This is a genomic window from Buttiauxella sp. WJP83, from assembly GCF_027594725.1.
GTDB lineage: Bacteria > Pseudomonadota > Gammaproteobacteria > Enterobacterales > Enterobacteriaceae > Buttiauxella > Buttiauxella selenatireducens.
Map to the genome: position 1 here is coordinate 3143448 of NZ_CP110080.1, position 24188 is coordinate 3167635.

Here is a 24188-nt window from a genome sequence, read left to right on the forward strand (position 1 = left end):
CAGACCCCGGACGGGTCAAATCTGGAGATATCACCGCAATGTCAACTATTGGCCGAATTCATTCCTTTGAATCCTGCGGTACCGTGGATGGTCCCGGTATTCGTTTTATCACCTTTTTCCAGGGCTGCCTGATGCGCTGCCTGTATTGTCATAACCGTGATACATGGGACACGCACGGCGGCAAAGAGATTACTGTTGAAGAGCTGATGAAAGAAGTGGTGACCTATCGCCACTTTATGAACGCTTCTGGCGGCGGAGTTACAGCTTCAGGTGGCGAAGCTATTCTGCAAGCAGAATTTGTGCGTGACTGGTTCCGCGCCTGCCGCAAAGAAGGCATTCATACCTGCCTTGATACTAACGGTTTTGTCCGCCGCTACGATCCAGTGATTGATGAGTTACTGGAAGTGACCGATTTAGTCATGCTGGATTTGAAACAGATGAACGACGAGATCCACCAGAACCTGGTCGGCGTGTCGAATCATCGTACACTTGAGTTTGCACGCTACCTTTCTGATAAAAACATCAACGTCTGGATTCGCTACGTTGTTGTTCCTGGCTGGTCAGACGATGATGATTCTGCGCATCGTCTTGGTGAGTTCACGCGTGATATGGGCAATGTAGAAAAAATTGAATTGTTGCCGTACCACGAGTTGGGCAAGCACAAATGGGTAGCCATGGGCGAAGAGTACAAACTTGATGGTGTACATCCACCGAAGAAAGAGACTATGGAACGCGTAAAAGGCATTCTGGAACAATATGGTCACAAAGTAATGTACTAAACAAAGCCCCTCTCAAGAGGGGCTTTTTGCTTATCAGGCGTGTGCGACAGGCGTAGTGTGGTGTCCGGCTTTGCGCAGCAGCATCAGTAAGTAAACAAATGCCACACCAGCAATCATGACAAACAATAAACTGTCTGAGTAGCTTTGCATCAACATCGATGTAAACGTCGGCCCCAGCAAGCTGCCAACGGTGTAACTTAGCAGCAGAGCCTGGTTCATCGCGACCAGTTGGTGATGTTCAACTTTCTCGCAGGCCCATGCCATCGCCACCGGGTAGAGTGTAAAACCTGCCGCACCCAGAACAAATAATGTCGGCCCCATGGCGGCGTGACTTAGCATCGCCATGCAACCCAGAATCACAATAAACACCTGAACACGCAGCACTAATAGACGACCAAATCGATCGGCCAGGCGACCTACCGGCCACTGCCCAACAATCCCTGCACTCACCATCACCGCCATCCAGAAACCAATTCCGGCATCACTGACGCCCTGATGGTTTAAATACAGTGGCATTAATCCATACAGCGAACCGAGAACAATCCCTGAAATGATGCAACCGTTCACCCCCAGGCGCGCGTGACGCAGACGCAGCATAGGCCATACGGGTGTCGCTTCCTGGTTTTCATTGCGATCGTTCACAATACGAGTGAACAGCAATGGAAGAATAGCCACCAGGGTTAAGGCGGTAACCCATGGTAAGACACTGGCTAAATCGGTCGGCATTTTGCTAATCATCAATTGGCCAAGTACCGTGCCAACGTAATAAACCATCATGTATGCTGCCAGCAGGCGTCCACGGTTACGCGACGTACCACTGCACATCAGTCCGCTCTCGACAACCACCCAGATCATCGCGCAACCAATACCCGCGATGAATCGCCACATCATCCAGCTCCAGAACCCGGTCATTAAGCCCAGACCTGCGCACCCTGCCGCGAAAATCAACGATGCAAGATAGTAGCTGCGGTTGAATCCCTGGCGCTTAATCAGCCACCCGGTCATCAGTGTCCCCACCAGATTTCCAGTAAAGTACGAAGATCCCACCATCCCGACTTGCCAGGTTGGAAGATTTTCGTGAGCTAACCAAAGTGGAACCAGCGTGTTTAGCACCGCAATCGCCAGGGTCAAAAGCATCAGACCGCAGAGCAAAAGCATTACTGGCTTTGTATAGGTGGACATGTAAAAAACCGAGAGGAAGAGAGTAAATTTGTGCGCATCATGCCACTGGAAAAATGATTGTCAATCCAGCGCTGACGGGGCTTTTCGCAATTTGTCAGGTGTCGATTTGTAAAACTAATCTAACGGGTAAGCGAAGCACGATGCGTCAAAGCTATCTCTCTGTTTTTGATGAGATCACGGATTGTGAACCGAAGCGGATTGGATGAAATATTTCATGGAGAATGGGATGATATTTTCTTATGCGAAGATAAAAAATGCGCCCGATGGCGCATTTCATTTTGATGGTTTGTTAGCTAGCAATCGCCATGCCGACGGTCATATGCAAGCCGTAGAACACACCACGCCCAATCAGTTCGCCAGCAATCACCAGCACAAAGGCCAAAGCCAGCACCGCAGCACTTGCCTGCCCGCCTTTAAGTTGCGGAATGATCCAGCACACCAGAGCGGCGGCCAGCGCCAGCAAACGCCACGACATTAATGCTCCATACTGCGGTACCAATGCTGAAGCCTGCGCAATAGAGCTTTGAATCGTTGCAAGCTCCATGCCTTGAAGCATGACAACCATGCTACTAACCAGCACTGCAAGCAGCGAGATTGCCGGCAGGATACGCATTCCCCAACCCGTTACCCCCGCGATACGCAGCAACAGATATCCCAAAAGCGGCCCACCGATAAACATCGTCAGGAAGAAGCTCAGCGGTGTGTAAGCGCTATACCAGGTGGGTACGGTATCAATCAGGTAAACTTTGCACATCATCCAGACAAAGACAACGCCCAGAATCATAGTCAAAACCATCCAGATCTTTCCCAACGCCTGGGGCATTTTGCCCAGCACGGTAACCAGCCACCAGAAACCGCCGGCAGCGAAGAACACCGAACCACTGGCAATTTCATTACTCAACGCTGAATCACCAATGCGATTGAGTGAATTGAAGGCGCGCAACGGGGAGCCTAAGTGCAAAACTGAGGCTATAAAACCAATGCCCATGAGAACCCAAAGTACAATCATTGCCCAATGGACTCGTTTTTGTTGCGCGCGTTCTGAAATACCCGTCATTAATGCCAGTGCCATGACGATAAAACCACCCGCAACGCACTGCCCCAAAACTGTAAAGACCATTAACGGCCATTCATGCCATCCGTTTCCCATCTCACACCTCCTTTGGGTTTGCCAAATAGCCGGTTTTATCCCCACAAGGACGGCTGTTGGCGTTGGGTTTAATGACAATATTTGGCTTCGTGAAATGTGCTGATGGTAGAGGAGCAATCGCTGCTTGCTCGCCATACTTTTCACGCAGTTCCGCTATTGGCGCCATATCCAGAGCACGCAATGGGCAAGATTCCACACAAATAGGTTTCTTTCCTTCAGCAATGCGCGAATAACAGCCATCACACTTCGTCATGTGTCCTTTTTCTGCGTTGTACTGTGGTGCACCATATGGGCAAGCCATATGGCAATAGCGGCAACCGATACACACGTCTTCGTTTACCACCACAAAACCGTCTTCACGTTTATGCATCGCACCGCTTGGGCAAACCTTGGTACAGGCAGGGTCTTCGCAATGGTTACAGGCAATCGACAAATAGTAGGCAAACACATTTTGCTGCCAGACACCGTTATCTTCTTGCCAGTCACCGCCAGCATATTCATAGATGCGGCGGAAGCTGACATCCGGCCCTAAGTTTTTGTAGTCTTTACAAGCCAGCTCACAGGTCTTACACCCTGTGCAGCGGCTGGAATCTATATAAAATCCGTATTGAGTTGTCATCAGCTATTCCTTACGCCTTCTCGACCTGGACGAGGTTACTGTGGGATGGGTTACCTTTCGCCAGAGGCGACGGACGTTGGGTGGTTAACACGTTAATGCAGCCCGCGTGATCCACTTTGTTGGCATCCGGGCTGTACCATGCCCCTTCCCCCATCGCGACAACACCAGGAATAATGCGCGGCGTGACTTTAGCGTTAATATTGACTTCGCCACGTCCGTTGAAAACGCGCACTATATCGCCGTTTTTAATCCCACGATGCTGTGCATCGATTGGGTTGATCCACATTTCCTGACGACAAGCAGCCTTAAGTACTTCCACGTTGCCGTAAGTTGAGTGCGTACGCGCTTTATAATGGAAACCGGTCATCTGCAATGGCCATTTCTCTGCGAGCGGATCGCCATAGTTTTCAAAACCGGCGCTGTATACCGGCAGAGGATCGATGACATCCCCTTCGTTGAGTTGCCACGTCGCGGCAATCTCTGCCAGTTGCTCAGAATAGATTTCAATTTTCCCGGACGGCGTCGTCAGCGGGTTAGAGGCAGGATCTTCACGGAAGGCTTTATACGCCACGTGATGCCCTTCTGGATCACGCTGCTTGAAGATGCCTTGTTTGCGGAATTCATCGAAGCTTGGTAATTCTGGAATTGCTTCCTGAGATTGTTGATACAAGTGACGCATCCAGCCTTCTTGTGTGCGGCCTTCAGTAAACTTATCCTCAACGCCCATACGTTTTGCCAGTTCACTGGTCATCTCGTAGATAGTTTTGCATTCGAAGCGCGGTTTAATCGCCTGATCTGCAAAAATCACATAGGACATATTGCCGCACGACGCATCGAGACAGAAGTCCATCTGTTCAGAGGCAGTGCAGTCTGGCAGCAGAATATCTGCGTATTTAGCGGAAGACGTCATGTGATTATCGATGACCACAATCATTTCGCATTTCTTGTCGTCTTGCAGAATGTCATGGGTACGATTGATCTCTGAATGCTGGTTAATCAGACAGTTACTGGCGTAGTTCCAGACCATCTTGATCGGTACATCAAGTTTATCTTTGCCACGCACACCATCACGAGTTGCCGTCATTTCCGGGCCACGCTCGATGGCATCAGTCCACAGGAACATAGAAATGCTGGTCTGTACTGGGTTTTCTAACGTAGGCATACGAACGAACGGTAAATCGTAAGAGCCTTCGCGTGCGCCACTGTTACCACCGTGAATACCCACGTTACCCGTGAGGATCGACAGCATCGCGATAGCGCGAGAAACCAACTCACCGTTTGAGTGACGCTGTGGTCCCCAACCCTGGCTGATAAATGCCGGTTTTGCTGTAGCGATTTCGCGGGCCAATTGTGTAATGCGTTCCGCAGGAATACTGGTGATTTTCGCTGCCCATTGCGGCGTTTTCGCCACCCCATCCGCACCATTCCCAAGAATATAGGCTTTATAGTGACCGTTAGCAGGCGCAGTTTTTGGCAGCGTTTTTTCGTCGTAACCGACGCAATATTTATCGAGGAAAGGCTGATCAACGAGGTTTTCTGTGATCATTACCCACGCTAATGCAGAGATAAGGGCGGTGTCAGTCCCAGGGCGAATCGGAATCCATTCGTCTTCACGTCCTGCACCCGTATCGGTATAACGCGGGTCAATGATAATCATGCGAGCGTTAGATTTTTCGCGCGCTTGCTCAAGGTAATAAGTCACCCCGCCGCCACTCATACGTGTTTCGCCTGGGTTATTGCCAAACAACACCACAAGTTTGCTATTTTCAATGTCTGAAGGGCTGTTGCCATCCGCCCAGCCACCGTAGGTGTAATTCAGGCCAGCGGCAATCTGAGCGGTTGAATAGTCACCATAGTGATTCAGGTAGCCACCGCAACAGTTCATGAGACGGGCAATCAGGGTTGAACCCGGCGGCCACGAACGCGTCATCGTGCCACCCAGCGTACCGGTACCGTAGTTCAAATAGATGGCTTCGTTGCCATGCTCTTTGATGATGTCTTTCATGCTATTCGCGATGGTATCGTAGGCTTCATCCCAGCTGATTCGCTCAAACTTACCTTCACCACGCGCACCAACACGCTTCATTGGATATTTCAGGCGATCGGCATTGTAGACACGGCGACGCATCGAACGGCCACGTAAACAAGCACGAACCTGATGCAGTCCTTCGTAATCATCGTTACCGGTATTATCTGTCTCAACGTATTTTATTTCACCGTCCACAACATGCATGCGCAGTGGGCAACGGCTACCACAGTTGACGGTACAGGCACTCCAGATAACTTTTTCGGATGTGTTGACGGCTTCAGTCACGTTTTGCGCTAAAGCCAGGCGGCTAAAGGGAAGTGTTAATGCACCACTCGCAGCAGCAAGCCCACCAATAGCCGTGGTTTTCACCAGCTTACGGCGGCTCACATGGGCGGTCAGAACCGCATTAGAAATTTTCTCTTTCATAGGACCCACTTGTTTCGTGCTCACATTTAAACAAGCCGGCAAGGGTTATTCAGGTAGTTACGGCCTGCGTTTCCGTTGCTCAGCCAAAAAGAGAAAGGAGTGTCATAATCTTTGCCAGTATCACGACTGACGGCCCGGTTAAGTCATTTAACCTCTGGCCACCAAATGATAAGAATACTGAATGAGTTGTTGTAGTAATCATCACTCGCTTTCTGGAGCCGATAATACTCATTTGGGGGTATTTGGTATTGTTTGGTGTCAATAAAGTCAGATTGACTCTGGGAATGAGAATATTTACGGCAAAAAAAAAGCGCCCGTAGGCGCTTTATAGAATTAAATCGAACTTACACATTACATTAGCCGATGTACTCAAGCCCTTTCATGTAAGGACGCAGTACTTCAGGCACTTCGATACGACCGTCTGCTTGCTGGTAGTTTTCCAGCACCGCAACCAGAGTACGGCCTACAGCCAAACCAGAACCGTTCAGTGTATGTACCAGACGGGTTTTCTTATCTGATTTACTGCGGCAACGAGCTTGCATACGACGAGCCTGGAAATCCCCACAGTTAGAGCAAGAGGAAATTTCACGGTAAGTGTCCTGCGCTGGCAGCCACACTTCCAGATCGTAAGTTTTTACCGCACCAAAGCCCATATCACCGGAGCACAGCAGTACTTTACGGTACGGCAGATTCAGCAATTGCAGTACTTTCTCAGCATGGCCAGTCAGTTCTTCCAGAGCATCCATAGAATTCTCAGGAGGCACTATCTGAACCATTTCGACTTTGTCAAACTGGTGCATACGAATCAGACCACGGGTATCACGGCCATAAGAACCCGCTTCAGAACGGAAGCATGGGGTATGAGCAGTCATTTTCAGTGGCAGAGATTCATCATCCAGAATTTCGTCACGCACCAGGTTGGTCAACGGAACTTCAGCCGTAGGGATCAACGCATAGTTGCTGGCACCGGCTTCTTCTTCCAGTGGGCGCGTATGGAACAGATCCCCTGCAAATTTAGGCAACTGCCCTGTACCGTACAACGTGTCGTGGTTCACCAGATACGGAACATAGTTTTCAATGTAACCATGTTGTTCGGTGTGCAGATCAAGCATGAACTGGCTAAGAGCACGATGCATACGAGCGATTTGCCCTTGCATCACAACAAAGCGAGAACCGGTCAGTTTAACTGCGGAGGCAAAATCCAGGCCTTTAGCCATTTCGCCCAGCGTCACGTGGTCACGCACTTCAAAATCGAATTTACGCGGCTCACCCCAGCGGCTGACTTCAACGTTTTCGCTGTCGTCTTTACCCATCGGCACGCAATCGTCCGGAATGTTCGGCAGGGTCAGCGAGATGTCGCGGATTTCTGCCAGCAGGGCGTCAAGCTCAGTTTTCGCTGCATCCAGGTCTTCACCCAGCTGGTTAACCTGCAAACGCAGTGGCTCGATGTCTTCCCCGCGCGCTTTCGCCTGGCCAATGGATTTCGATCGCGAGTTACGTTCAGCCTGCAGATTTTCAGTTTTGACCTGCAATACTTTACGACGCTCTTCTAAAGAGCGCAGCGTTTCTACATCCAGCTTAAAGCCTCGGCGTGCCAGTTTTTCAGCGACTGCGTCTGGCTCTGTACGCAGCAGATTGGGATCGAGCATGCTTATCCTGTGCTTATCGAATTAATGGAGGGGATACGGTCACAGCCTGCAACCGCATTGATATTCTTGCTAACCTTACCGCAACGTCTGCATTAGCGGTAGCGTTTTGTCGGGCTATTTTGATCCTGTTCAGCAAGCCAGGCGAGCTTTTCACCAATCTTGCCCTCAAGACCTCTGTTTGTGGGTTGATAATAGCGTGTTTGTGCCATTTCCTGCGGGAAGTAGACCTCACCGGATGCGTAAGCGTTGGGTTCATCATGAGCATAGCGATACTCCTGACCATACCCCATTTCTTTCATCAGTTTAGTTGGCGCATTGCGTAAATGGACGGGAACATCGTAATCGGGGCGCTCGCGGGCATCGGCCATTGCCGCTTTAAAAGCCGTATAGACCGCATTACTTTTTGGAGCACATGCAAGATAAACGATAGCCTGAGCAATCGCGCGCTCACCTTCCGCAGGGCCCACGCGTGTAAAGCAGTCCCACGCTGCGAGAGCGACCTGCATACCACGCGGATCGGCATTTCCCACATCTTCGGATGCAATAGCCAGCAAACGGCGGGCAACATACAACGGATCACCACCAGCCGTGATAATGCGTGCATACCAATACAATGCAGCATCAGGGGATGAGCCACGCACCGATTTATGCAATGCTGATATCAAATCGTAGAAACGGTCGCCTTTATTATCAAAACGCGCGCTGCGTTCACCTGCAATTTCTGTCAGCAAGGCAATATGCAACTCGCGATGACCACTGGAATTGGTTTCGGCCATATCAGCCATCATTTCCAGCGTATTCAGGGCACGACGGGCATCGCCATTAACCAGTTCCGCTATCGCACGGCGAGTCTCATTTGGCAGGACAATATTCTGCCCGCCATAACCACGAGCAGCATCGCTCATCGCCTGGTCGAGTACTTTTTCGATATCTTCCGTGGTAAGCGATTTGAGCAAGTAAACGCGTGCACGTGATAGCAGTGCAGAGTTGAGCTCGAAAGAGGGATTTTCGGTCGTAGCACCAATAAACGTAATTGTGCCGTCTTCAATATGAGGTAAAAAAGCGTCTTGTTGGCTTTTGTTGAAGCGATGGACTTCATCGACAAACAGAATAGTGCGACGCCCGGCGTTGCGATTCTGACGCGCGCGCTCTATGGCTTCGCGGATCTCTTTGACACCGGAAGTTACCGCTGAGATACGTTCAACATCCGCGTCAGCATAATGCGCAATCACTTCCGCAAGCGTGGTTTTACCCGTACCCGGTGGCCCCCATAAAATCATTGAATGGAGATGCCCCGCTTCGATAGCCTTAGGAAGCGGTTTGCCAGGGGCGAGCAGATGTTGTTGACCGATATACTGCGCGAGGTTCTCCGGCCGCATACGCGCGGCCAGAGGTTGGAAGGTATTCTCAGAAAAATCGAGCGACAGGTTGCTCACTCATACCTCTACTTACGTTGATCGTCCACCGTCACGCCTTTAGGCGGGGTAAACGTAAACTTGCTCATGTCCACAGCCCCATTTTGCTGGGTTTTCAGCGCATAGCTGCTGCGTTGATCGTCTTGCTCAATAGCACTGAACTGATGAATAGTCCCGTCGCGGCCAACATTAATGGTGAACTGTTTAAGGTTACCCGCGCTGGTTTTTGGCGTCAGTATGAAGTCATCACCGCTTTGTTTAATGTTGTACTGCTGCCAGTCGCTGCTTTGGTTACGCGCAATCAACATAAACGGTGTATTGCCAGTCGCATCTTTCAACCATGTTGCGCTAACTTGCTCAACAAACGGGTTATAGAACCACAGCGTTTTGCCATCAGAAACCAGAATGCTTTCATCGGGCTGAGTCATATGCCAGTTGAACAGGTTTGGACGCTTAACCCACAAATCACCCTGACCTTCTTGCACAGCGGCACCACTACCGTCCGTCACTTTCTGGGTAAAGCTGGCGTGGAAACTGCTGACTTTATCTAAACGGTCTTTCAAGTCGCCAGCGGCATCAGCCCAGGCAGCGGTTGCGGTCAAAGCAGTCAACAAAGCACAAGTAATAGCGATTTTTTTCATTATGATCCCTTAAAATTCATGCGCCACAAAGCGACTGCGCTGTGGCATTTCTGTTGCCCACTTTAGTCGAGTGCTATTCATGAGCAACAGAAGAAAAAGCTGATTTTCCGGTAATTTACCCTTCTTTGCACAAGAGCCGCAACATCGACTCTTGCGCACAAGGTTACTCGAATGGCGGTGGAGCCAGCACTTCGCGGTTACCATTATGCCCTTGCGGGCTCACGATCCCCTGCGCTTCCATTTGTTCAACAATTCGAGCGGCTCGGTTGTAGCCGATACGGAACTGGCGCTGAACACCGGAAATAGAGGCTTTACGTTTTTCGACAACAAAAGCAACGGCCTGATCAAATAACGGATCAAGTTCTTCATCTCCGTCAAGACCACCACCAGCCCCTCCTTCACTCTCGTTATCCGAGGTAATTCCGGTGATATATTGTGGGCGACCACGCGCTTTCCAGTCCTGAACCACAGCATGGACTTCCTGGTCACGGACAAACGCACCGTGAACACGCACAGGCAGCGTCGAGTTTGGCCCGGAATAAAGCATGTCCCCCATCCCCAGCAGTGACTCAGCGCCACCCTGATCAAGAATGGTGCGGGAGTCGATTTTACTCGATACGGTAAACGCAACGCGCGTCGGGATGTTGGCTTTAATCAGGCCGGTAATCACATCAACTGATGGACGTTGAGTGGCCAGTACAAGGTGAATACCCGCAGCACGCGCTTTTTGCGCCAGACGCGCAATCAACTCTTCAACTTTCTTGCCAACCGTCATCATCAGGTCAGCAAACTCGTCCACCAATACAACGATATACGGCAATTTCTCAAGCATTGGATGAGAGACTTCCATGCTGTCACCCGGTTTCCAGAATGGATCTGGAATCGGACGACCCATGCGCTCTGCTTCCAGCACACGTTCGTTGTAGCCCGCCAGATTTCGCACGCCTAACGCTGACATCAGTTTGTAGCGACGTTCCATTTCATTAACGCTCCAACGCAAGGCGTTTGCGGCGTCTTTCATATCTGTAACGACTTCGGTCAACAGATGCGGAATCCCTTCGTACACTGACAGCTCAAGCATTTTCGGGTCGATCATGATAAAGCGGACTTCTTCCGGTGTCGCTTTATACAACATGCTGAGGATCATGGCGTTGACACCAACGGACTTACCGGAGCCCGTTGTACCTGCAACCAGCAAGTGCGGCATTTTCGCCAGATCGGCAATCACCGGCTCACCACCGATATCTTTGCCCAGCACCACCGTTAACGGTGAAGCACTGTCACGGAACTTGGCGCAATCCAGCACTTCGCGTAGGTATACGGTCTGACGTTTTTTGTTCGGCAACTCCAGACCAACATAAGGTTTACCCGGAATAACCTCAACCACACGCACCGCTACCGTCGACAACGAACGCGCAAGGTCGCGAGACAAGTTAGAGATTCGTGCAGCTTTCACGCCTGGCGCTAAGTCAAGCTCAAAGCGAGTGATGACGGGGCCTGGAGAGTAATCTACAACGTCTGCTTTAATACGGTAATCCGCAAGGCGAGCTTCCACCAGTCGCGCCATTTGCTCCAAAGCAAAGGTATCCACTGGCTCAACTTCTACTGGCGGAGACGTCAGCAAATCTAGCGACGGTAAAGGCGTGGTAGGACGCTGCAACGGACGATCATCACCATTTCGCATTAGGAATGGATGGATCAGACTTTCCTGCATTTGCGGTGCTGTAACCGGTGCATTGGACTGTGGCGGCGTCCTGTGCGGCTGTGCAGTTTGCCAGCTTTGCTCAGGCTTAACCGGCGCGGGTTCTTCAACCGGGCTCGGGGTAAACAATGGTTCACCAGGCCCATCGTTAACGAGCGTTTTCATTGGCGAGAAATCAAAATCATCCAGCGAGAACGGCACATTATTTGGCTGTTGCTGATGAGATTGCGCCCCTGGCGCCGAGTAACGCTGTTGCTGTTGCGCCGCAAATTGGCGTGCTAATTCAGCCTGCTCAGCCTCATCTTCATCTTGTTGCGAAACGTCGTCTTCATATTCTTCGCCATAACGTTGCTGTTGTTGAGCAGCGAACTGGCGAGCAAGCTCTTGCTGTTCCAGATCTTCAGCATCATCAGCAAAGTCATCTTCGATATCCATGCCGTTCTGACGACGAGCTTCCTCTTCAGCCATTCTCTGGGAAGGCAACTTGATTCCGTAGGAAGCAAGTTCGCGTCGAGTCGGTACCCGCACGCGATTTGGGCGTGGTAGCTGCGGGCCGATCCCCTCTTTGGTTTGAGGGCGCGGCGCATCACTGGCAATACTAAACACGGGGCTAAAGGCAGACGCTGCAGCCACAACTTTTGCTGCGTCTTTTAATTCCTGTGGAATAGCAGCACCAGGTGCTGGCACCACGGAGGTCGTATCGAATACACCTTGTGGCATTGCGGGTGTTTCAATCCGCGGCGCGGAAGTCGACGTAGTTTGAGTAAATGCAGGGCTTTGATCATAGCCATAAGGATCAGGTTTTGGTTCATTAACCGGCTGATACCAGGCCGCGAGTTGCTCCCGTTCACGAGCACGTCGCTCTTCGACCTCTTCGAAATGGTAGATCGGTGGGCGAACTGCCGGTTTTACTTCTTCAACCGGTTCAGGTTGAAGTGTTGGCTCGACGGGAGCTGGCTCATAGTAAGCGGATTCAGGCGGCGCTTGTTCAACGACCGGTTCTGACCAATGGTTTGTCACCTGCTGCGGAATGTATTGCTCAGCCTCGCGCGGGGCGTGGAAACTTTCAGGCGCAGGCGCAATCACGGGATCAGGCGTCACGGTGGTTGGCGCAGGTTCCCAGGCAATAGCAGGCGTATGTTCTACTTCTGGAGCATGAGCTGTAACGGGAGGTACCGTTGCCATTGGCATAACCGGGGCGGCATAGTCTGGATTATTTGCCATCGCCGTGGCCGCTGTAGCTGCTACAGGTGCGACAATCGACTGCCCGTGTAAAAGCGGATCGTATTCTTCGCTTTCCGGCAAAGTGGCTTTATTCCCAGAAAACAGTACGTCATCTTCTGGCGGCGTCGCTTTGTTGTTTGAGAACAAAACGTCATCTTCGTCGTCATCCATACGCTTACCAGAAAACAGCGCTGAGTCTGTTTTACGTGCGTTAGGGTTGGCAAATTTTTCGGAGATGCGCTGCTTACGGGCTAACGCGCCACGTAAAATGCGCGCACGACGAGACTCGCGTTTTTCGACTTCTGGTGCGTGCTCTTCGTCATGTTTTTCATCTTCGTCGTCGTAATCATCATCCTGCCAGGTGTTATCCCGACGAGTACGGTTGCTGGCAAAAGTGAGCACGCTCAAGGTCGCGCCACCAATTTTTTCAGCGATACTCACCCACGACCAGCCGGTAAACAGGGTCAAACCTGCTGCCCATACGCATAACAACGCGATAGTACCGCCGCTACTGTTAAGCAGAGGCATCATGGCCGTGCTCAGCAGACTCCCGATAACGCCACCCGAGGCGAAATACCAGATGTCATCTGCGTTAATTGCCGCAAGTCCGCAAGCCGTCAGCACCATTGCCAGTACGCCGATAAGACGTAAAGAAACGGCGAAATAATCGACAAACTCTTCGCTATCCCGATTGCGGAACGTGAACCAACACGCACCGATAATAATCACCGGAATGGTGTAGGCCATTACGCCAAAGATGAAAAATAGCGTGTCGGCCAACCACGCACCGGGCATCCCTCCCAAATTATGGATAGGTTCATGCCATGCGGTTTGTGACCAACTGGGATCTGAAGGATTAAAACTAAGCAACGCCGCCATCAAATAGACGGCAAAAATGGCAACAAGAAGCAGTAACGCCTCTAATAGCCGACGCCCGCTGCTGAGTTTCCTCAATGTAACTTCTTTTTCTTCGGTGTATTCCTGGCTCAAGTAAGACTCTCCAGGTCCTTAATAAATATGGAGAGCAACAGTGCCGGGCATTCCCGGCACTGTTGCTGTATGAATTACCAGGAGTGTAACCAAAATACGCAGATTTTGCACCTGGCCCGTGTTAACGGGTCTTAATAACCAGACGATTACTCTGTTTGACCTCTTCCATGACCACATAGGTACGGGTATCGTTCACACCCGGCAGTCGTAACAAGGTTTCGCCCAATAATTTGCGGTACGCTGACATATCCGGTACACGGGTTTTCAACAGATAGTCGAAATCACCGGATACCAAATGACACTCTTGAATTTCTTCAAGTTTTTGAACTGCAGCATTAAATTGCTCAAACACATCCGGGGCGCCACGATTCAGAGTAATCTCAACAAAAACCAGAAGTGATGCATCCAGATAATGCGGGTTCAGCAGAGCGGTGTAGCCCTGGATGAAACCCTGTCGTTCCAGACGACGCACGCGCTCGAGGCACGGGGTCGGTGAAAGCCCTACTCGCTTTGAAAGCTCGACGTTGGAAATACGCCCATCCTTCTGTAGTTCATTAAGGATGTTACGATCGATGCGGTCGAGATCTTTGCCAGGGCGCTTCTTGCTATCTACCATTATTATAGTCTCTCTGTGTTCCTTCCTTCACCTGCCATAACCCGGTCAACGTCAATGTTCCGGGTGTACGTGAGAAGACCGGTGCCCAATGGCTGCTAACGACATCACTTATGGCGTCTGTCCACGCCATGAGTAGATTTCAATAACCCGGTAAAATTGCATCAGGTATGCGCGATTATTTTACAATTCTCGCCCCAAATGTTTTTCTTCCTCGAATGTTTTCGCAAATGCTTAGCGGATTGTCAAAGCAAAACATCTAAATTTAGTGGAACGTGCCGGATATCTGGGCTACTTGACGATTATTCATCACTTTACCCGGGTGAGTATTTAGACTGTTTGGATGGATTTTTATGCGCTTTGCCAGCACTCGCTGCGGCTGATTGAACACAGCTATTGCACATATAGTTAACATATTCGCCAACACAGCCCCTCTACCCTTTTTTTAGCCCGCCAAATTCCCTACAATCCCTCGATTGTCTGCCAACGAACAATGAGGATCTCATGGGCACCGCTAAACACAGTAAATTGCTAATTCTTGGCTCCGGCCCTGCGGGCTACACCGCTGCAGTCTACGCGGCACGCGCCAACCTCAAGCCCGTTTTGATTACCGGGATGGAAAAAGGTGGCCAGTTGACCACTACGACCGAAGTTGAGAACTGGCCTGGTGATCCTAACGACCTGACTGGCCCTGCGTTAATGGAACGCATGCACGAACATGCGACCAAGTTCGAAACAGAAATTCTGTTCGACCACATCTCGAAGGTTGATCTACAGAATCGTCCATTCCGTCTGACGGGCGACAGTGGCGAATACACTTGTGATGCGTTGATCATCGCGACCGGGGCTTCTGCACGTTATCTGGGTTTGCCTTCTGAAGAAGCGTTTAAAGGCCGCGGCGTTTCTGCCTGTGCAACATGTGATGGTTTCTTCTATCGCAATCAAAAGGTCGCGGTCATTGGTGGCGGTAATACCGCAGTTGAAGAAGCACTTTATCTGGCAAACATTGCCTCTGAAGTGCATTTGATTCACCGCCGCGACAGCTTCCGTGCCGAGAAAATTCTGATCAATCGTTTGATGGATAAAGTGAAGAACGGCAACATCGTGCTGCACACCAACCGTACTCTGGATGAAGTCACAGGCGATCAGATGGGTGTGAGTGGACTGCGTCTGCGCGATGTACACAACACGGACACCACTGAAGAGCTGGAAGTCGCAGGCCTGTTTGTGGCTATCGGCCACAGTCCAAATACCGGAATCTTCGCCGATCAGCTTGAGCTGGAAAATGGCTACATCAAAGTACAGTCCGGTATTCACGGTAATGCCACACAAACCAGCATCCCTGGCGTATTTGCTGCAGGTGATGTGATGGACCATATCTATCGTCAGGCAATCACCTCTGCGGGCACGGGCTGCATGGCTGCACTTGATGCTGAGCGCTACCTGGATGGATTAGCCGAACAGAATAAGTAACTTCCTCAGTCCTGAGCGGCAGTTTGAAGATACGTAAAGGCGACTGAATTGGTCGCCTTTCTTTTGCCTGCGTTGTAACATTGCCCGCAATTTTTGCCTGATAATTCATACCCAAAATAATTCGAGTTGCAAGAATGTGGCAAATAAGTGAAGCCAACGCACCTGCTGCTTGAAGTATGAAGGGGATATCAACCTGCACTGGCAACCCATGAATAAAACCCGTCAACAAGAACTTAGCCGCTGGCTAAAACAACAAAGCATTATCTCCCGCCGCTGGTTAGGGCTTTCCCGTGTTTTGGGACTGGTCAGTGGGCTTTTGATTGTTGCTCAAGCCTGGCTGTTAGCCAGAATGTTGCAGCACATGATCATGGATAATATCCCCCGTGAAGCCCTGCTATTGCTTTTCATTATCCTGATTCTGATTTTTGTCTTGCGCGCGTGGGTCGTGTGGCTACGTGAAAAAGTCGGTTTTTACGCAGGATTGCACATTCGCCAGGAAATTCGCCGAAAAGTGCTCGATCGCGTGCATCAAGCGGGCCCAGCCTGGATTCAGGGAAAACCTGTCGGCAGTTGGGCAACACTTGTGCTGGAACAAATCGAGGATATGCACGATTACTACGCTCGCTATCTACCGCAAATGTCGCTTGCGGTAATCGTACCCGTGCTGGTTCTCATCGCTATTTTCCCGTCTAACTGGGTTGCAGCCCTGATTTTGCTCTGCACCGCACCGCTGATCCCGCTGTTTATGGCGATGGTGGGTATGGGCGCGGCAGATGCTAACCGTCGTAACTTCCAGGCGCTTGCGCGTCTGAGCGGGCATTTCCTTGACCGTCTTCGTGGCATGGAAACATTGCGTTTGTTTAACCGAGGCGCTGCTGAAACGGAGAATATCCGTGCCGCTTCCCAGGACTTCCGCCAGCGCACGATGGAAGTGCTACGCCTTGCGTTCCTGTCTTCCGGCGTACTGGAGTTCTTCGCCTCTTTATCCATCGCACTGGTCGCGGTTTACTTCGGTTTCTCTTATCTTGGCGAGCTAAACTTTGGCCACTACAGCACCGGCGTGACGCTTTTTGCCGGTTTCCTCGCCCTGATCCTGGCCCCTGAGTTTTTCCAACCTCTGCGCGATCTGGGCACCTTTTATCATGCAAAAGCGCAGGCGGTAGGTGCTGCCGATAGCCTGATGACATTCCTTGACTCGCCATTGCAGCAACGTACGCAAGGCACAGCAAAATTCAACAATAACGAGCCAATCTGCATTGAAGCCCGTGATTTAGTCATTCTTTCAACCGAAGATAAAATTCTTGCGGGACCACTGAACTTCACCCTTTCAGCCGGAAGACGCGTAGTGCTGGTCGGGCAAAGCGGGGCAGGTAAAAGTTCGCTACTCAATGTGTTGTCTGGTTTTTTACCGTATCAAGGTCAGGTGCTGATCAACGGTGTTGAGCTTTCAGCGCTGGATTCGAAATGGTGGCGTGAGCAGTTGAGCTGGGTTGGGCAAAACCCGCAGCTCCCTGCCCCGACAATCCGCGAAAATGTGCTATTAGCCGCACCAGATGCCAGTGCTGACCAGCTGAATGCCGCACTGGCCAAAGCCTCTGTCAATGAGTTCCTCCCGTTGTTACCACAAGGGGTTGATACACCGCTGGGCGAAGCCGCTGCACGTTTGTCCGTCGGCCAGGCACAACGGGTTGCCGTTGCGCGTGCGTTGTTGGTGCCATGCGGATTGCTGCTGCTGGATGAGCCCGCGGCAAGTCTGGACGCTCACAGTGAACAGCGTGTCATGGATGCGTTGAGCAGCGCGTCCCGTCTGCAAACGACATTAATGGTGACCCATCAATTGGATTACATCAACGACTGGGACGAGGTTTGGGTAATGCGCGAAGGTCGTATCGTGCAACAAGGGGATTTCGCCACGCTTGCCGCACAGGAAGGCCCGTTTGCTACGTTACTGGCTCACCGCCAGGAGGAGATCTGATGCGTGCTTTACTCCCGTATCTGGCACTTTATTGCCGTCATAAATGGCTTCTGATGCTTGGCGTAGTGTTAGCGATTATTACCCTGCTGGCCAGCATTGGGCTGCTGACTTTATCTGGCTGGTTCCTCTCGGCTTCGGCGGTTGTCGGCGTTGCTGGCATTTATAGTTTCAACTATATGCTTCCCGCTGCAGGTGTACGTGGCGGGGCAATTACCCGTACTGCGGGACGTTATTTTGAGCGTCTGGTCAGCCACGATGCGACATTCCGTGTCCTTCAGCATTTACGTGTTTCCACATTTAGCAAACTGCTCCCCCTCTCCCCTGCTGGTCTGGCACGTTTTCGCCAGGGCGAATTACTCAACCGTCTGGTTGCGGATGTCGATACTCTGGATCACCTTTATCTGCGCGTGATTTCACCGATGGTTGGCGCGTTTGTGGTGATTGTGGTGGTGACATTGGGTCTGAGCTGGCTGGATGTGCGATTGGCTCTCACACTCGGTGCCGTTTTACTGGCGACTTTAGTATTGCTTCCACCCATTTTTTATTACGCTGGAAAATCAACCGGTGAGGCGATTACTGTTCAACGTGGGCAATATCGTCAGCAACTCACCGCCTGGCTGCAAGGCCATGCAGAGCTCACCATTTTCGGCGCCTCCCAACGTTATCGTGAGCAACTGGATAAAACGGAAGATCACTGGCAAGAAGGACAGCGTCGCCAGGCCGAGCTCACCGCTCTGTCGCAAGCCATAATGCTACTGATCAGCGGTATGGCCGTCATACTGATGTTATGGATGGCAGCCGAAAGCGTAGGTGGAAATACCACGCCGGGCGCGCTCATTGCACTGTTCGTGTTCTGTGCGCTGGCCGCGTTCGAAGCGCTAGCACCTGTCACTGGAGCTTTTCAGCATCTTGGCCAGGTTATCGCCTCCGCACTGCGCGTAACTGAAATCACCAGCCAAAAACCAGAAGTCATTTTCACTCATCAACCTCATGCCGTACCTGAGAGCGTGGCTCTGGAAATTAACAATCTTAGCTTCGCCTATCCTGAGCAATCTCAAATGGCGCTAAGCGGTATCTCACTCAAGGTTGAGGCGGGCCAACACGTTGCTATTTTGGGGCGTACCGGCTGTGGGAAATCGACATTACTTCAGTTGTTAACCCGCGCGTGGGAATGCCAGCAAGGCGAGATCCGTCTCAATGGTGAAACGCTAAGCCAGTTTGATGAAACTGCGTTACGCTCCGCCACCAGTGTGGTATCGCAACGCGTACATTTGTTCAGTGCCACATTACGCGACAACTTGCTGCTTGCCGCGCCACAGGCCAGCGATGAAGATTTGAGTCGCGTCCTGACACGAGTTGGCCTTGAGAAGTTGCTGGACGATGCCGGACTGAATAGCTGGTTGGGTGAAGGTGGCCGCCAACTTTCAGGTGGGGAACTGCGCCGTTTAGCTATTGCGCGTGCTTTACTGCATGACGCCCCGCTGTTCTTACTGGACGAACCAACCGAAGGTTTAGATGCGGAAACTGAGCGCCAGATTCTTGATTTACTGACTGAAGTCACCAAAGAGAAAACGGTATTGATGGTGACCCATCGCCTGCGCGGATTGGCTAATTTCGACAGCATAATTGTGATGGACAATGGACAAATTATTGAGCATGGTACTCACGCCGATTTAATGGCGAGCGGTGGGCGTTATTATCATTTCCATCAGCGTTTGTAGGCTGTGTAATTGGTCTATTATCAATATTTATTGCTCCCTGGAGTTAAGAAGTCATGCGCCTTATTCAGCTTTCTCGTGACTCAATTGCCTTTCCTTCACCGGAAGGTGCGTTGCGTGAGCCTAATGGGTTACTGGCGCTAGGGGGCGATTTAAGTCCCGCCCGTTTGTTGATGGCCTATCAGCGCGGCATCTTTCCGTGGTTCTCTCCTGGCGACCCCATTTTATGGTGGTCGCCCGATCCGCGAGCGGTTCTTTATCCTGAGCGCTTTCACCTAAGCCGCAGCATGAAGAGATTCCATCGAAACTCCCCGTATCGGGTGACGCTAAACCATACTTTCGAACGTGTTATTAGCGAATGTGCTGACGATCGCGATGAAGGTACCTGGATTACCCCTGACATCATTGACGCCTATAAACGGCTTCATGAACTAGGACACGCCCATTCGGTTGAAGTTTGGGAAGATAATGAACTGGTAGGGGGAATGTACGGCGTGGCGCAAGGCGCATTGTTTTGCGGCGAATCCATGTTTAGCCGCCGAGAAAACGCCTCTAAAACTGCCCTGCTGGTATTCTGCCAACACTTTTTGAGTTATAGCGGCAAGCTCATTGATTGCCAGGTGCTTAACGCCCATACCGCATCTCTGGGGGCGATAGAAATTCCCCGCCGGGAATATCTGGAGCACCTGTCTAAATTTCGCGCACTTCAGCTCGCATCCTATTGCTGGGTACCACAAATCCTGTCGTGACGATAATGTTTACGGCACATTACGGTTAAGAGTGTTATAATTAGCCGCGCAGAGTGAGCTCTGCTCATTACCCCGCCGTTGTATGGGATTAGCTTTAACAGGGACAACCCATCGTTTATCTCTTCGCAGCCTTCTTCGTAAGCACCAATTGTGCGAATTTCGAGTGGGTCTTGGGTAATGCGCAAATTGCACTTTCGCTGGTGATTTCACCAACAATTCTTTACATGATACGTGAACTTGGGCATTATCTTGCCGGTTCAAAACTATGGTAGTGATACCCTCGAGGATTAGATGGCCAAAGAAGACAATATTGAAATGCAGGGTACCGTTCTAGATACGTTACCTAACACCATGTTCCGCGTTGAGCTGGAAAACGGGCACGTGGTAACCGCTCATATCTCCGGTAAAATGCGTAAAAACTATATCCGCATCCTGACGGGTGACAAAGTCACTGTAGAGCTGACCCCGTACGACCTGAGCAAAGGCCGCATTGTCTTCCGTAGTCGTTAATAGTTTTTAGTTCCGCAGCTCTCAGGCTGCGATGAAAAGCCTTATAAAATAAAAGGCCAGGTTATTAACCTGGCCTTTTTTTATGGCAACACGAATGAATTAATGTGCCGTTTCCGGTTTATGTTTCTGAGCGCCATGGAAGTTATAAATCAGTTTCTGATTTTCTTTATCCAGTGCGACCGTCACTTGCCCACCATCGACCAGTGAACCAAACAGCAGTTCGTTAGCGAGCGGTTTCTTCAGGTTATCCTGAATAACACGAGTCATTGGACGCGCGCCCATTGCACGGTCGTAGCCTTTTTCTGCCAGCCAATCGCGGGCTTCCTGGCTCACTTCAAGTGACACACCTTTTTGATCCAACTGCACCTGAAGCTCGACAATAAACTTGTCGACCACCTGGTGGATCACCTCTGTAGACAGATGGTTGAACCAAATGATGTTGTCCAGACGGTTGCGGAATTCTGGAGTAAAGATCTTCTTGATCTCTTCCATCGCATCAGTGCTGTTGTCCTGACGAATCAGGCCAATAGACTTACGCTCAGTTTCACGCACACCGGCGTTGGTGGTCATCACCAGAATCACGTTACGGAAATCAGCCTTGCGCCCGTTGTTATCGGTCAGCGTGCCGTTGTCCATCACCTGCAATAACAGGTTAAAGACATCCGGGTGAGCTTTCTCGATTTCATCAAGCAGCAGCACGGAGTGAGGATGTTTAATCACTGCATCCGTCAACAGGCCGCCCTGGTCGAACCCAACGTAACCCGGAGGTGCACCAATCAAACGGCTCACCGTATGGCGTTCCATGTATTCCGACATATCAAAACGTAACAACTCAATGCCTAGCGATTTAGCCAGCTGCACGGTGACTTCTGTTTTACCCACGCCCGTTGGCCCGGCAAACAGGAATGAGCCTACAGGTTTGTGATCGTGTCCCAATCCAGCACGGCTCATTTTGATGGCTTCGGTTAAGGCCTCAATGGCTTTATCCTGACCAAACACCAGCATTTTCAGACGATCATCAAGGCTTCTCAGCGTATCGCGATCGCTTGCTGAAACACTCTTTTCTGGGATGCGCGCAATACGTGCAACCACAGTTTCAATATCGGAGACATTGACCGTTTTCTTACGTTTGCTCACCGGCATCAGGCGGCTACGCGCACCCGCTTCGTCGATAACATCAATCGCTTTATCTGGCAGATGACGATCGTTGATATATTTCACCGCCAGTTCTACCGCCGCACGAATCGCTTTCGCGGTATACCGCACGTCATGGTGCGCTTCGTATTTCGGTTTCAGGCCGTTAATAATCTGAACCGTTTCTTCGACGCTTGGCTCAGTAATATCAATCTTCTGGAAGCGACGTGCCAGAGCACGGTCTTTTTCGAAGATATTGCTGAACTCCTGGTACGTCGTTGAACCGATCACACGGATCTTGCCACTCGACAGCAGCGGTTTAATCAAGTTTGCAGCATCAACCTGACCACCAGATGCAGCACCGGCACCAATAATGGTATGAATTTCATCAATAAACAGGATGCTATTTTGATCCTGCTCGAGTTGTTTGAGCAGCGCTTTGAAACGTTTTTCAAAGTCACCACGGTATTTCGTGCCCGCCAGCAACGAGCCGATATCCAGCGAGTAAATGGTGCAATCAGCAATCACTTCAGGAACATCGCCCTGCACAATACGCCAGGCCAGCCCTTCAGCAATAGCCGTTTTACCTACACCGGATTCCCCCACTAACAGCGGGTTGTTTTTACGGCGACGGCACAGAACCTGAATGGCGCGCTCAAGCTCTTTCTCGCGGCCAATCAGCGGATCTATCCCTCCCACACGTGCAAGCTGGTTGAGATTGGTGGTGAAGTTTTCCATACGTTCCTCCCCGCCTGCTTGCTCTTCATTGACCGGATTTTCTGCACCCGGTGCCTGGTTAGGTTCGTCTTTACGTGTACCGTGAGAGATGAAGTTGACCACGTCAAGGCGGCTGACTTCATGTTTACGTAGCAGATACGCTGCCTGAGATTCCTGCTCGCTGAAGATGGCGACCAGCACGTTTGCGCCAGTCACTTCACTGCGACCAGAAGACTGGACGTGGAACACCGCACGTTGCAGCACGCGCTGGAAGCTGAGCGTAGGTTGAGTATCACGCTCTTCTTCACTGGCTGGCAGAACCGGTGTGGTTTGTTCGATGAAGGCCTCGAGTTCCTGCCGTAGCGCCACCAGATCTACGCTACACGCTTCCAGCGCTTCGCGAGCTGACGGGTTGCTGAGCAAAGCCAGCAACAGGTGCTCGACAGTCATAAACTCATGTCGGTGCTCGCGCGCTCTGGCGAAAGCCATGTTTAAACTGAGTTCCAGTTCTTGATTGAGCATAGGCACCTCCCCCAAATTTTGCCTTCTTCAGGCTTTTTCTAGCGTACACAGCAACGGATGCTCATGCTCCCTTGCATACTGGTTCACTAACGCGACTTTGGTTTCCGCTACTTCTGCAGTAAAAATGCCACAGATAGCTTTACCCTGATAGTGCACAGTGAGCATCAATTGCGTTGCACGTTCTACATCATAAGAAAAGAACTTTTGCAGCACGTCAATAACAAATTCCATCGGCGTGTAGTCATCGTTCATTAACATAACTTTATACATCGAGGGTGGTTTCAGCGCTTCGCGCAGTTTGTCACCCACCAGCTGGTCAAAATCCAACCAATCGTTCGTCTTACCCATTGCAAATCGTCATCATGTTTAATCGCCCATTGTCATTAAGGCGAAGCCCATAGGTTGAGTGTAATACGCTTTCAGTTAACGTGACTCATCGTGTTCAAAAGGGACAGCTATTCGCAATCGAGAGTTCTGTCACATTAATCACAATAGCGTTAACTGCTTCAAATTTTTGATTCATTTTCGCTCGTGCCCCCCCGTGCAACGCTTGACGACATGGTTAAATTATCTACATTGTACAAGCGTGAGTTGGTGAGGTTTTGAACAGCCCACCCTCATCCCACCGGTTCATTCCATCTCACTTATAAGATTTACGAAGGATGTAGAAGCATGGAGACGGGTACTGTTAAATGGTTCAATAACGCCAAAGGGTTCGGTTTTATCTGCCCTGAAGGCGGCGGCGAAGATATATTCGCACATTACTCCACCATTCAGATGGATGGTTACAGAACGCTAAAAGCCGGACAAATTGTCAGGTTTGATGTACATCAGGGGCCAAAAGGTAATCACGCTAGTTTGATCGTGCCTCTGGAACTCGAAGCAGCAGCGGTCGCCTGACCCTTTTGTTTCATTGTGTACATCCCAAGGTCAAAATGCCAGCCCATCAGCTGGCATTTTTATAACCAAAA

Annotated in this window: 18 protein-coding genes; 7 read left to right on the forward strand and 11 right to left on the reverse strand. The window is 50.8% G+C overall.

Translation table 11 applies throughout. From position 1 onward, the window contains the following. Nucleotides 1–38 precede the first annotated feature (38 nt). Nucleotides 39–779, forward strand: a complete 741-nt coding sequence (gene pflA, locus OH773_RS14600; RefSeq protein ID WP_270139508.1) for a pyruvate formate lyase 1-activating protein — start codon at nucleotides 39–41, stop codon at nucleotides 777–779. A gap of 33 nt (nucleotides 780–812) precedes the next feature. Here the strand turns inward: pflA and OH773_RS14605 are convergent, their stop codons facing one another. The 9 genes from OH773_RS14605 to lrp all read right to left on the reverse strand — a co-directional run bounded on the left by OH773_RS14605 (nucleotide 813) and on the right by lrp (nucleotide 14422). Beyond that, the gene (locus OH773_RS14605; RefSeq protein WP_270139509.1) at nucleotides 813–1961 is read right to left on the reverse strand and encodes an MFS transporter; all 1149 of its coding nucleotides are present in this window, start codon (nucleotides 1959–1961) and stop codon (nucleotides 813–815) included. A gap of 289 nt (nucleotides 1962–2250) precedes the next feature. Further along, nucleotides 2251–3111, reverse strand: coding sequence for a dimethyl sulfoxide reductase anchor subunit family protein (locus tag OH773_RS14610; RefSeq protein ID WP_270139510.1), 861 nt, complete (start codon nucleotides 3109–3111; stop codon nucleotides 2251–2253). A 1-nt stretch (nucleotide 3112) separates the two neighbouring features. Then, nucleotides 3113–3730, reverse strand: coding sequence for a DMSO/selenate family reductase complex B subunit (locus OH773_RS14615; protein ID WP_034494312.1), 618 nt, complete (start codon nucleotides 3728–3730; stop codon nucleotides 3113–3115). Between the two features lie 10 nt (nucleotides 3731–3740). Next, nucleotides 3741–6185: a dimethylsulfoxide reductase subunit A gene (dmsA, locus tag OH773_RS14620; RefSeq protein ID WP_270139511.1), complete on the reverse strand. Its 2445-nt coding sequence runs from the start codon at nucleotides 6183–6185 to the stop codon at nucleotides 3741–3743. A gap of 356 nt (nucleotides 6186–6541) precedes the next feature. After that, nucleotides 6542–7834 carry a serine--tRNA ligase gene (gene serS, locus OH773_RS14625; protein WP_270139512.1) on the reverse strand — a complete coding sequence of 431 codons (1293 nt, stop codon included), beginning with the start codon at nucleotides 7832–7834 and terminating at the stop codon, nucleotides 6542–6544. Between the two features lie 92 nt (nucleotides 7835–7926). Next, complete coding sequence (locus OH773_RS14630) at nucleotides 7927–9270, reverse strand: replication-associated recombination protein A (protein WP_270139513.1); 1344 nt, start codon at nucleotides 9268–9270, stop codon at nucleotides 7927–7929. Between the two features lie 8 nt (nucleotides 9271–9278). Continuing rightward, on the reverse strand, nucleotides 9279–9890 hold the full coding sequence (gene lolA / locus OH773_RS14635; RefSeq protein ID WP_183270889.1) for an outer membrane lipoprotein chaperone LolA: 612 nt from the start codon (nucleotides 9888–9890) through the stop codon (nucleotides 9279–9281). A gap of 163 nt (nucleotides 9891–10053) precedes the next feature. Then, nucleotides 10054–13806 carry a DNA translocase FtsK 4TM domain-containing protein gene (locus OH773_RS14640; RefSeq protein WP_270139514.1) on the reverse strand — a complete coding sequence of 1251 codons (3753 nt, stop codon included), beginning with the start codon at nucleotides 13804–13806 and terminating at the stop codon, nucleotides 10054–10056. Between the two features lie 121 nt (nucleotides 13807–13927). Then, nucleotides 13928–14422 carry a leucine-responsive transcriptional regulator Lrp gene (gene lrp / locus OH773_RS14645; protein ID WP_000228469.1) on the reverse strand — a complete coding sequence of 165 codons (495 nt, stop codon included), beginning with the start codon at nucleotides 14420–14422 and terminating at the stop codon, nucleotides 13928–13930. A 501-nt stretch (nucleotides 14423–14923) separates the two neighbouring features. Between lrp and trxB the strand changes: the two genes are divergently transcribed. The 5 genes from trxB to infA all read left to right on the forward strand — a co-directional run bounded on the left by trxB (nucleotide 14924) and on the right by infA (nucleotide 20844). Continuing rightward, on the forward strand, nucleotides 14924–15892 hold the full coding sequence (trxB, locus tag OH773_RS14650) for a thioredoxin-disulfide reductase (protein WP_183270891.1): 969 nt from the start codon (nucleotides 14924–14926) through the stop codon (nucleotides 15890–15892). 208 nt (nucleotides 15893–16100) lie between these two features. Next, entirely contained in the window at nucleotides 16101–17867 is a 1767-nt protein-coding gene (gene cydD / locus OH773_RS14655) for a heme ABC transporter permease/ATP-binding protein CydD (protein WP_270139517.1), read from the forward strand. Further along, nucleotides 17867–19588 carry a heme ABC transporter ATP-binding protein/permease CydC gene (cydC, locus tag OH773_RS14660; protein ID WP_270139518.1) on the forward strand — a complete coding sequence of 574 codons (1722 nt, stop codon included), beginning with the start codon at nucleotides 17867–17869 and terminating at the stop codon, nucleotides 19586–19588. Before cydD ends, cydC begins: the two co-directional genes overlap by 1 nt. A 53-nt stretch (nucleotides 19589–19641) precedes the next feature. Then, on the forward strand, nucleotides 19642–20334 hold the full coding sequence (aat, locus tag OH773_RS14665; RefSeq protein WP_270139519.1) for a leucyl/phenylalanyl-tRNA--protein transferase: 693 nt from the start codon (nucleotides 19642–19644) through the stop codon (nucleotides 20332–20334). A 291-nt stretch (nucleotides 20335–20625) separates the two neighbouring features. After that, nucleotides 20626–20844 carry a translation initiation factor IF-1 gene (infA, locus tag OH773_RS14675; protein ID WP_002211347.1) on the forward strand — a complete coding sequence of 73 codons (219 nt, stop codon included), beginning with the start codon at nucleotides 20626–20628 and terminating at the stop codon, nucleotides 20842–20844. Nucleotides 20845–20943: 99 nt separating this feature from the next. Here infA and clpA read toward each other — a convergent pair whose 3' ends face one another. Both clpA and clpS read right to left on the reverse strand, forming a co-directional pair. After that, the gene (gene clpA, locus OH773_RS14680; protein WP_270139520.1) at nucleotides 20944–23217 is read right to left on the reverse strand and encodes an ATP-dependent Clp protease ATP-binding subunit ClpA; all 2274 of its coding nucleotides are present in this window, start codon (nucleotides 23215–23217) and stop codon (nucleotides 20944–20946) included. Nucleotides 23218–23244: 27 nt separating this feature from the next. Further along, the gene (gene clpS, locus OH773_RS14685; RefSeq protein WP_034456405.1) at nucleotides 23245–23565 is read right to left on the reverse strand and encodes an ATP-dependent Clp protease adapter ClpS; all 321 of its coding nucleotides are present in this window, start codon (nucleotides 23563–23565) and stop codon (nucleotides 23245–23247) included. Nucleotides 23566–23889: 324 nt separating this feature from the next. Between clpS and cspD the strand changes: the two genes are divergently transcribed. Next, on the forward strand, nucleotides 23890–24117 hold the full coding sequence (gene cspD / locus OH773_RS14690; protein WP_183270896.1) for a cold shock-like protein CspD: 228 nt from the start codon (nucleotides 23890–23892) through the stop codon (nucleotides 24115–24117). The last annotated feature ends 71 nt before the right edge of the window (nucleotides 24118–24188 follow it).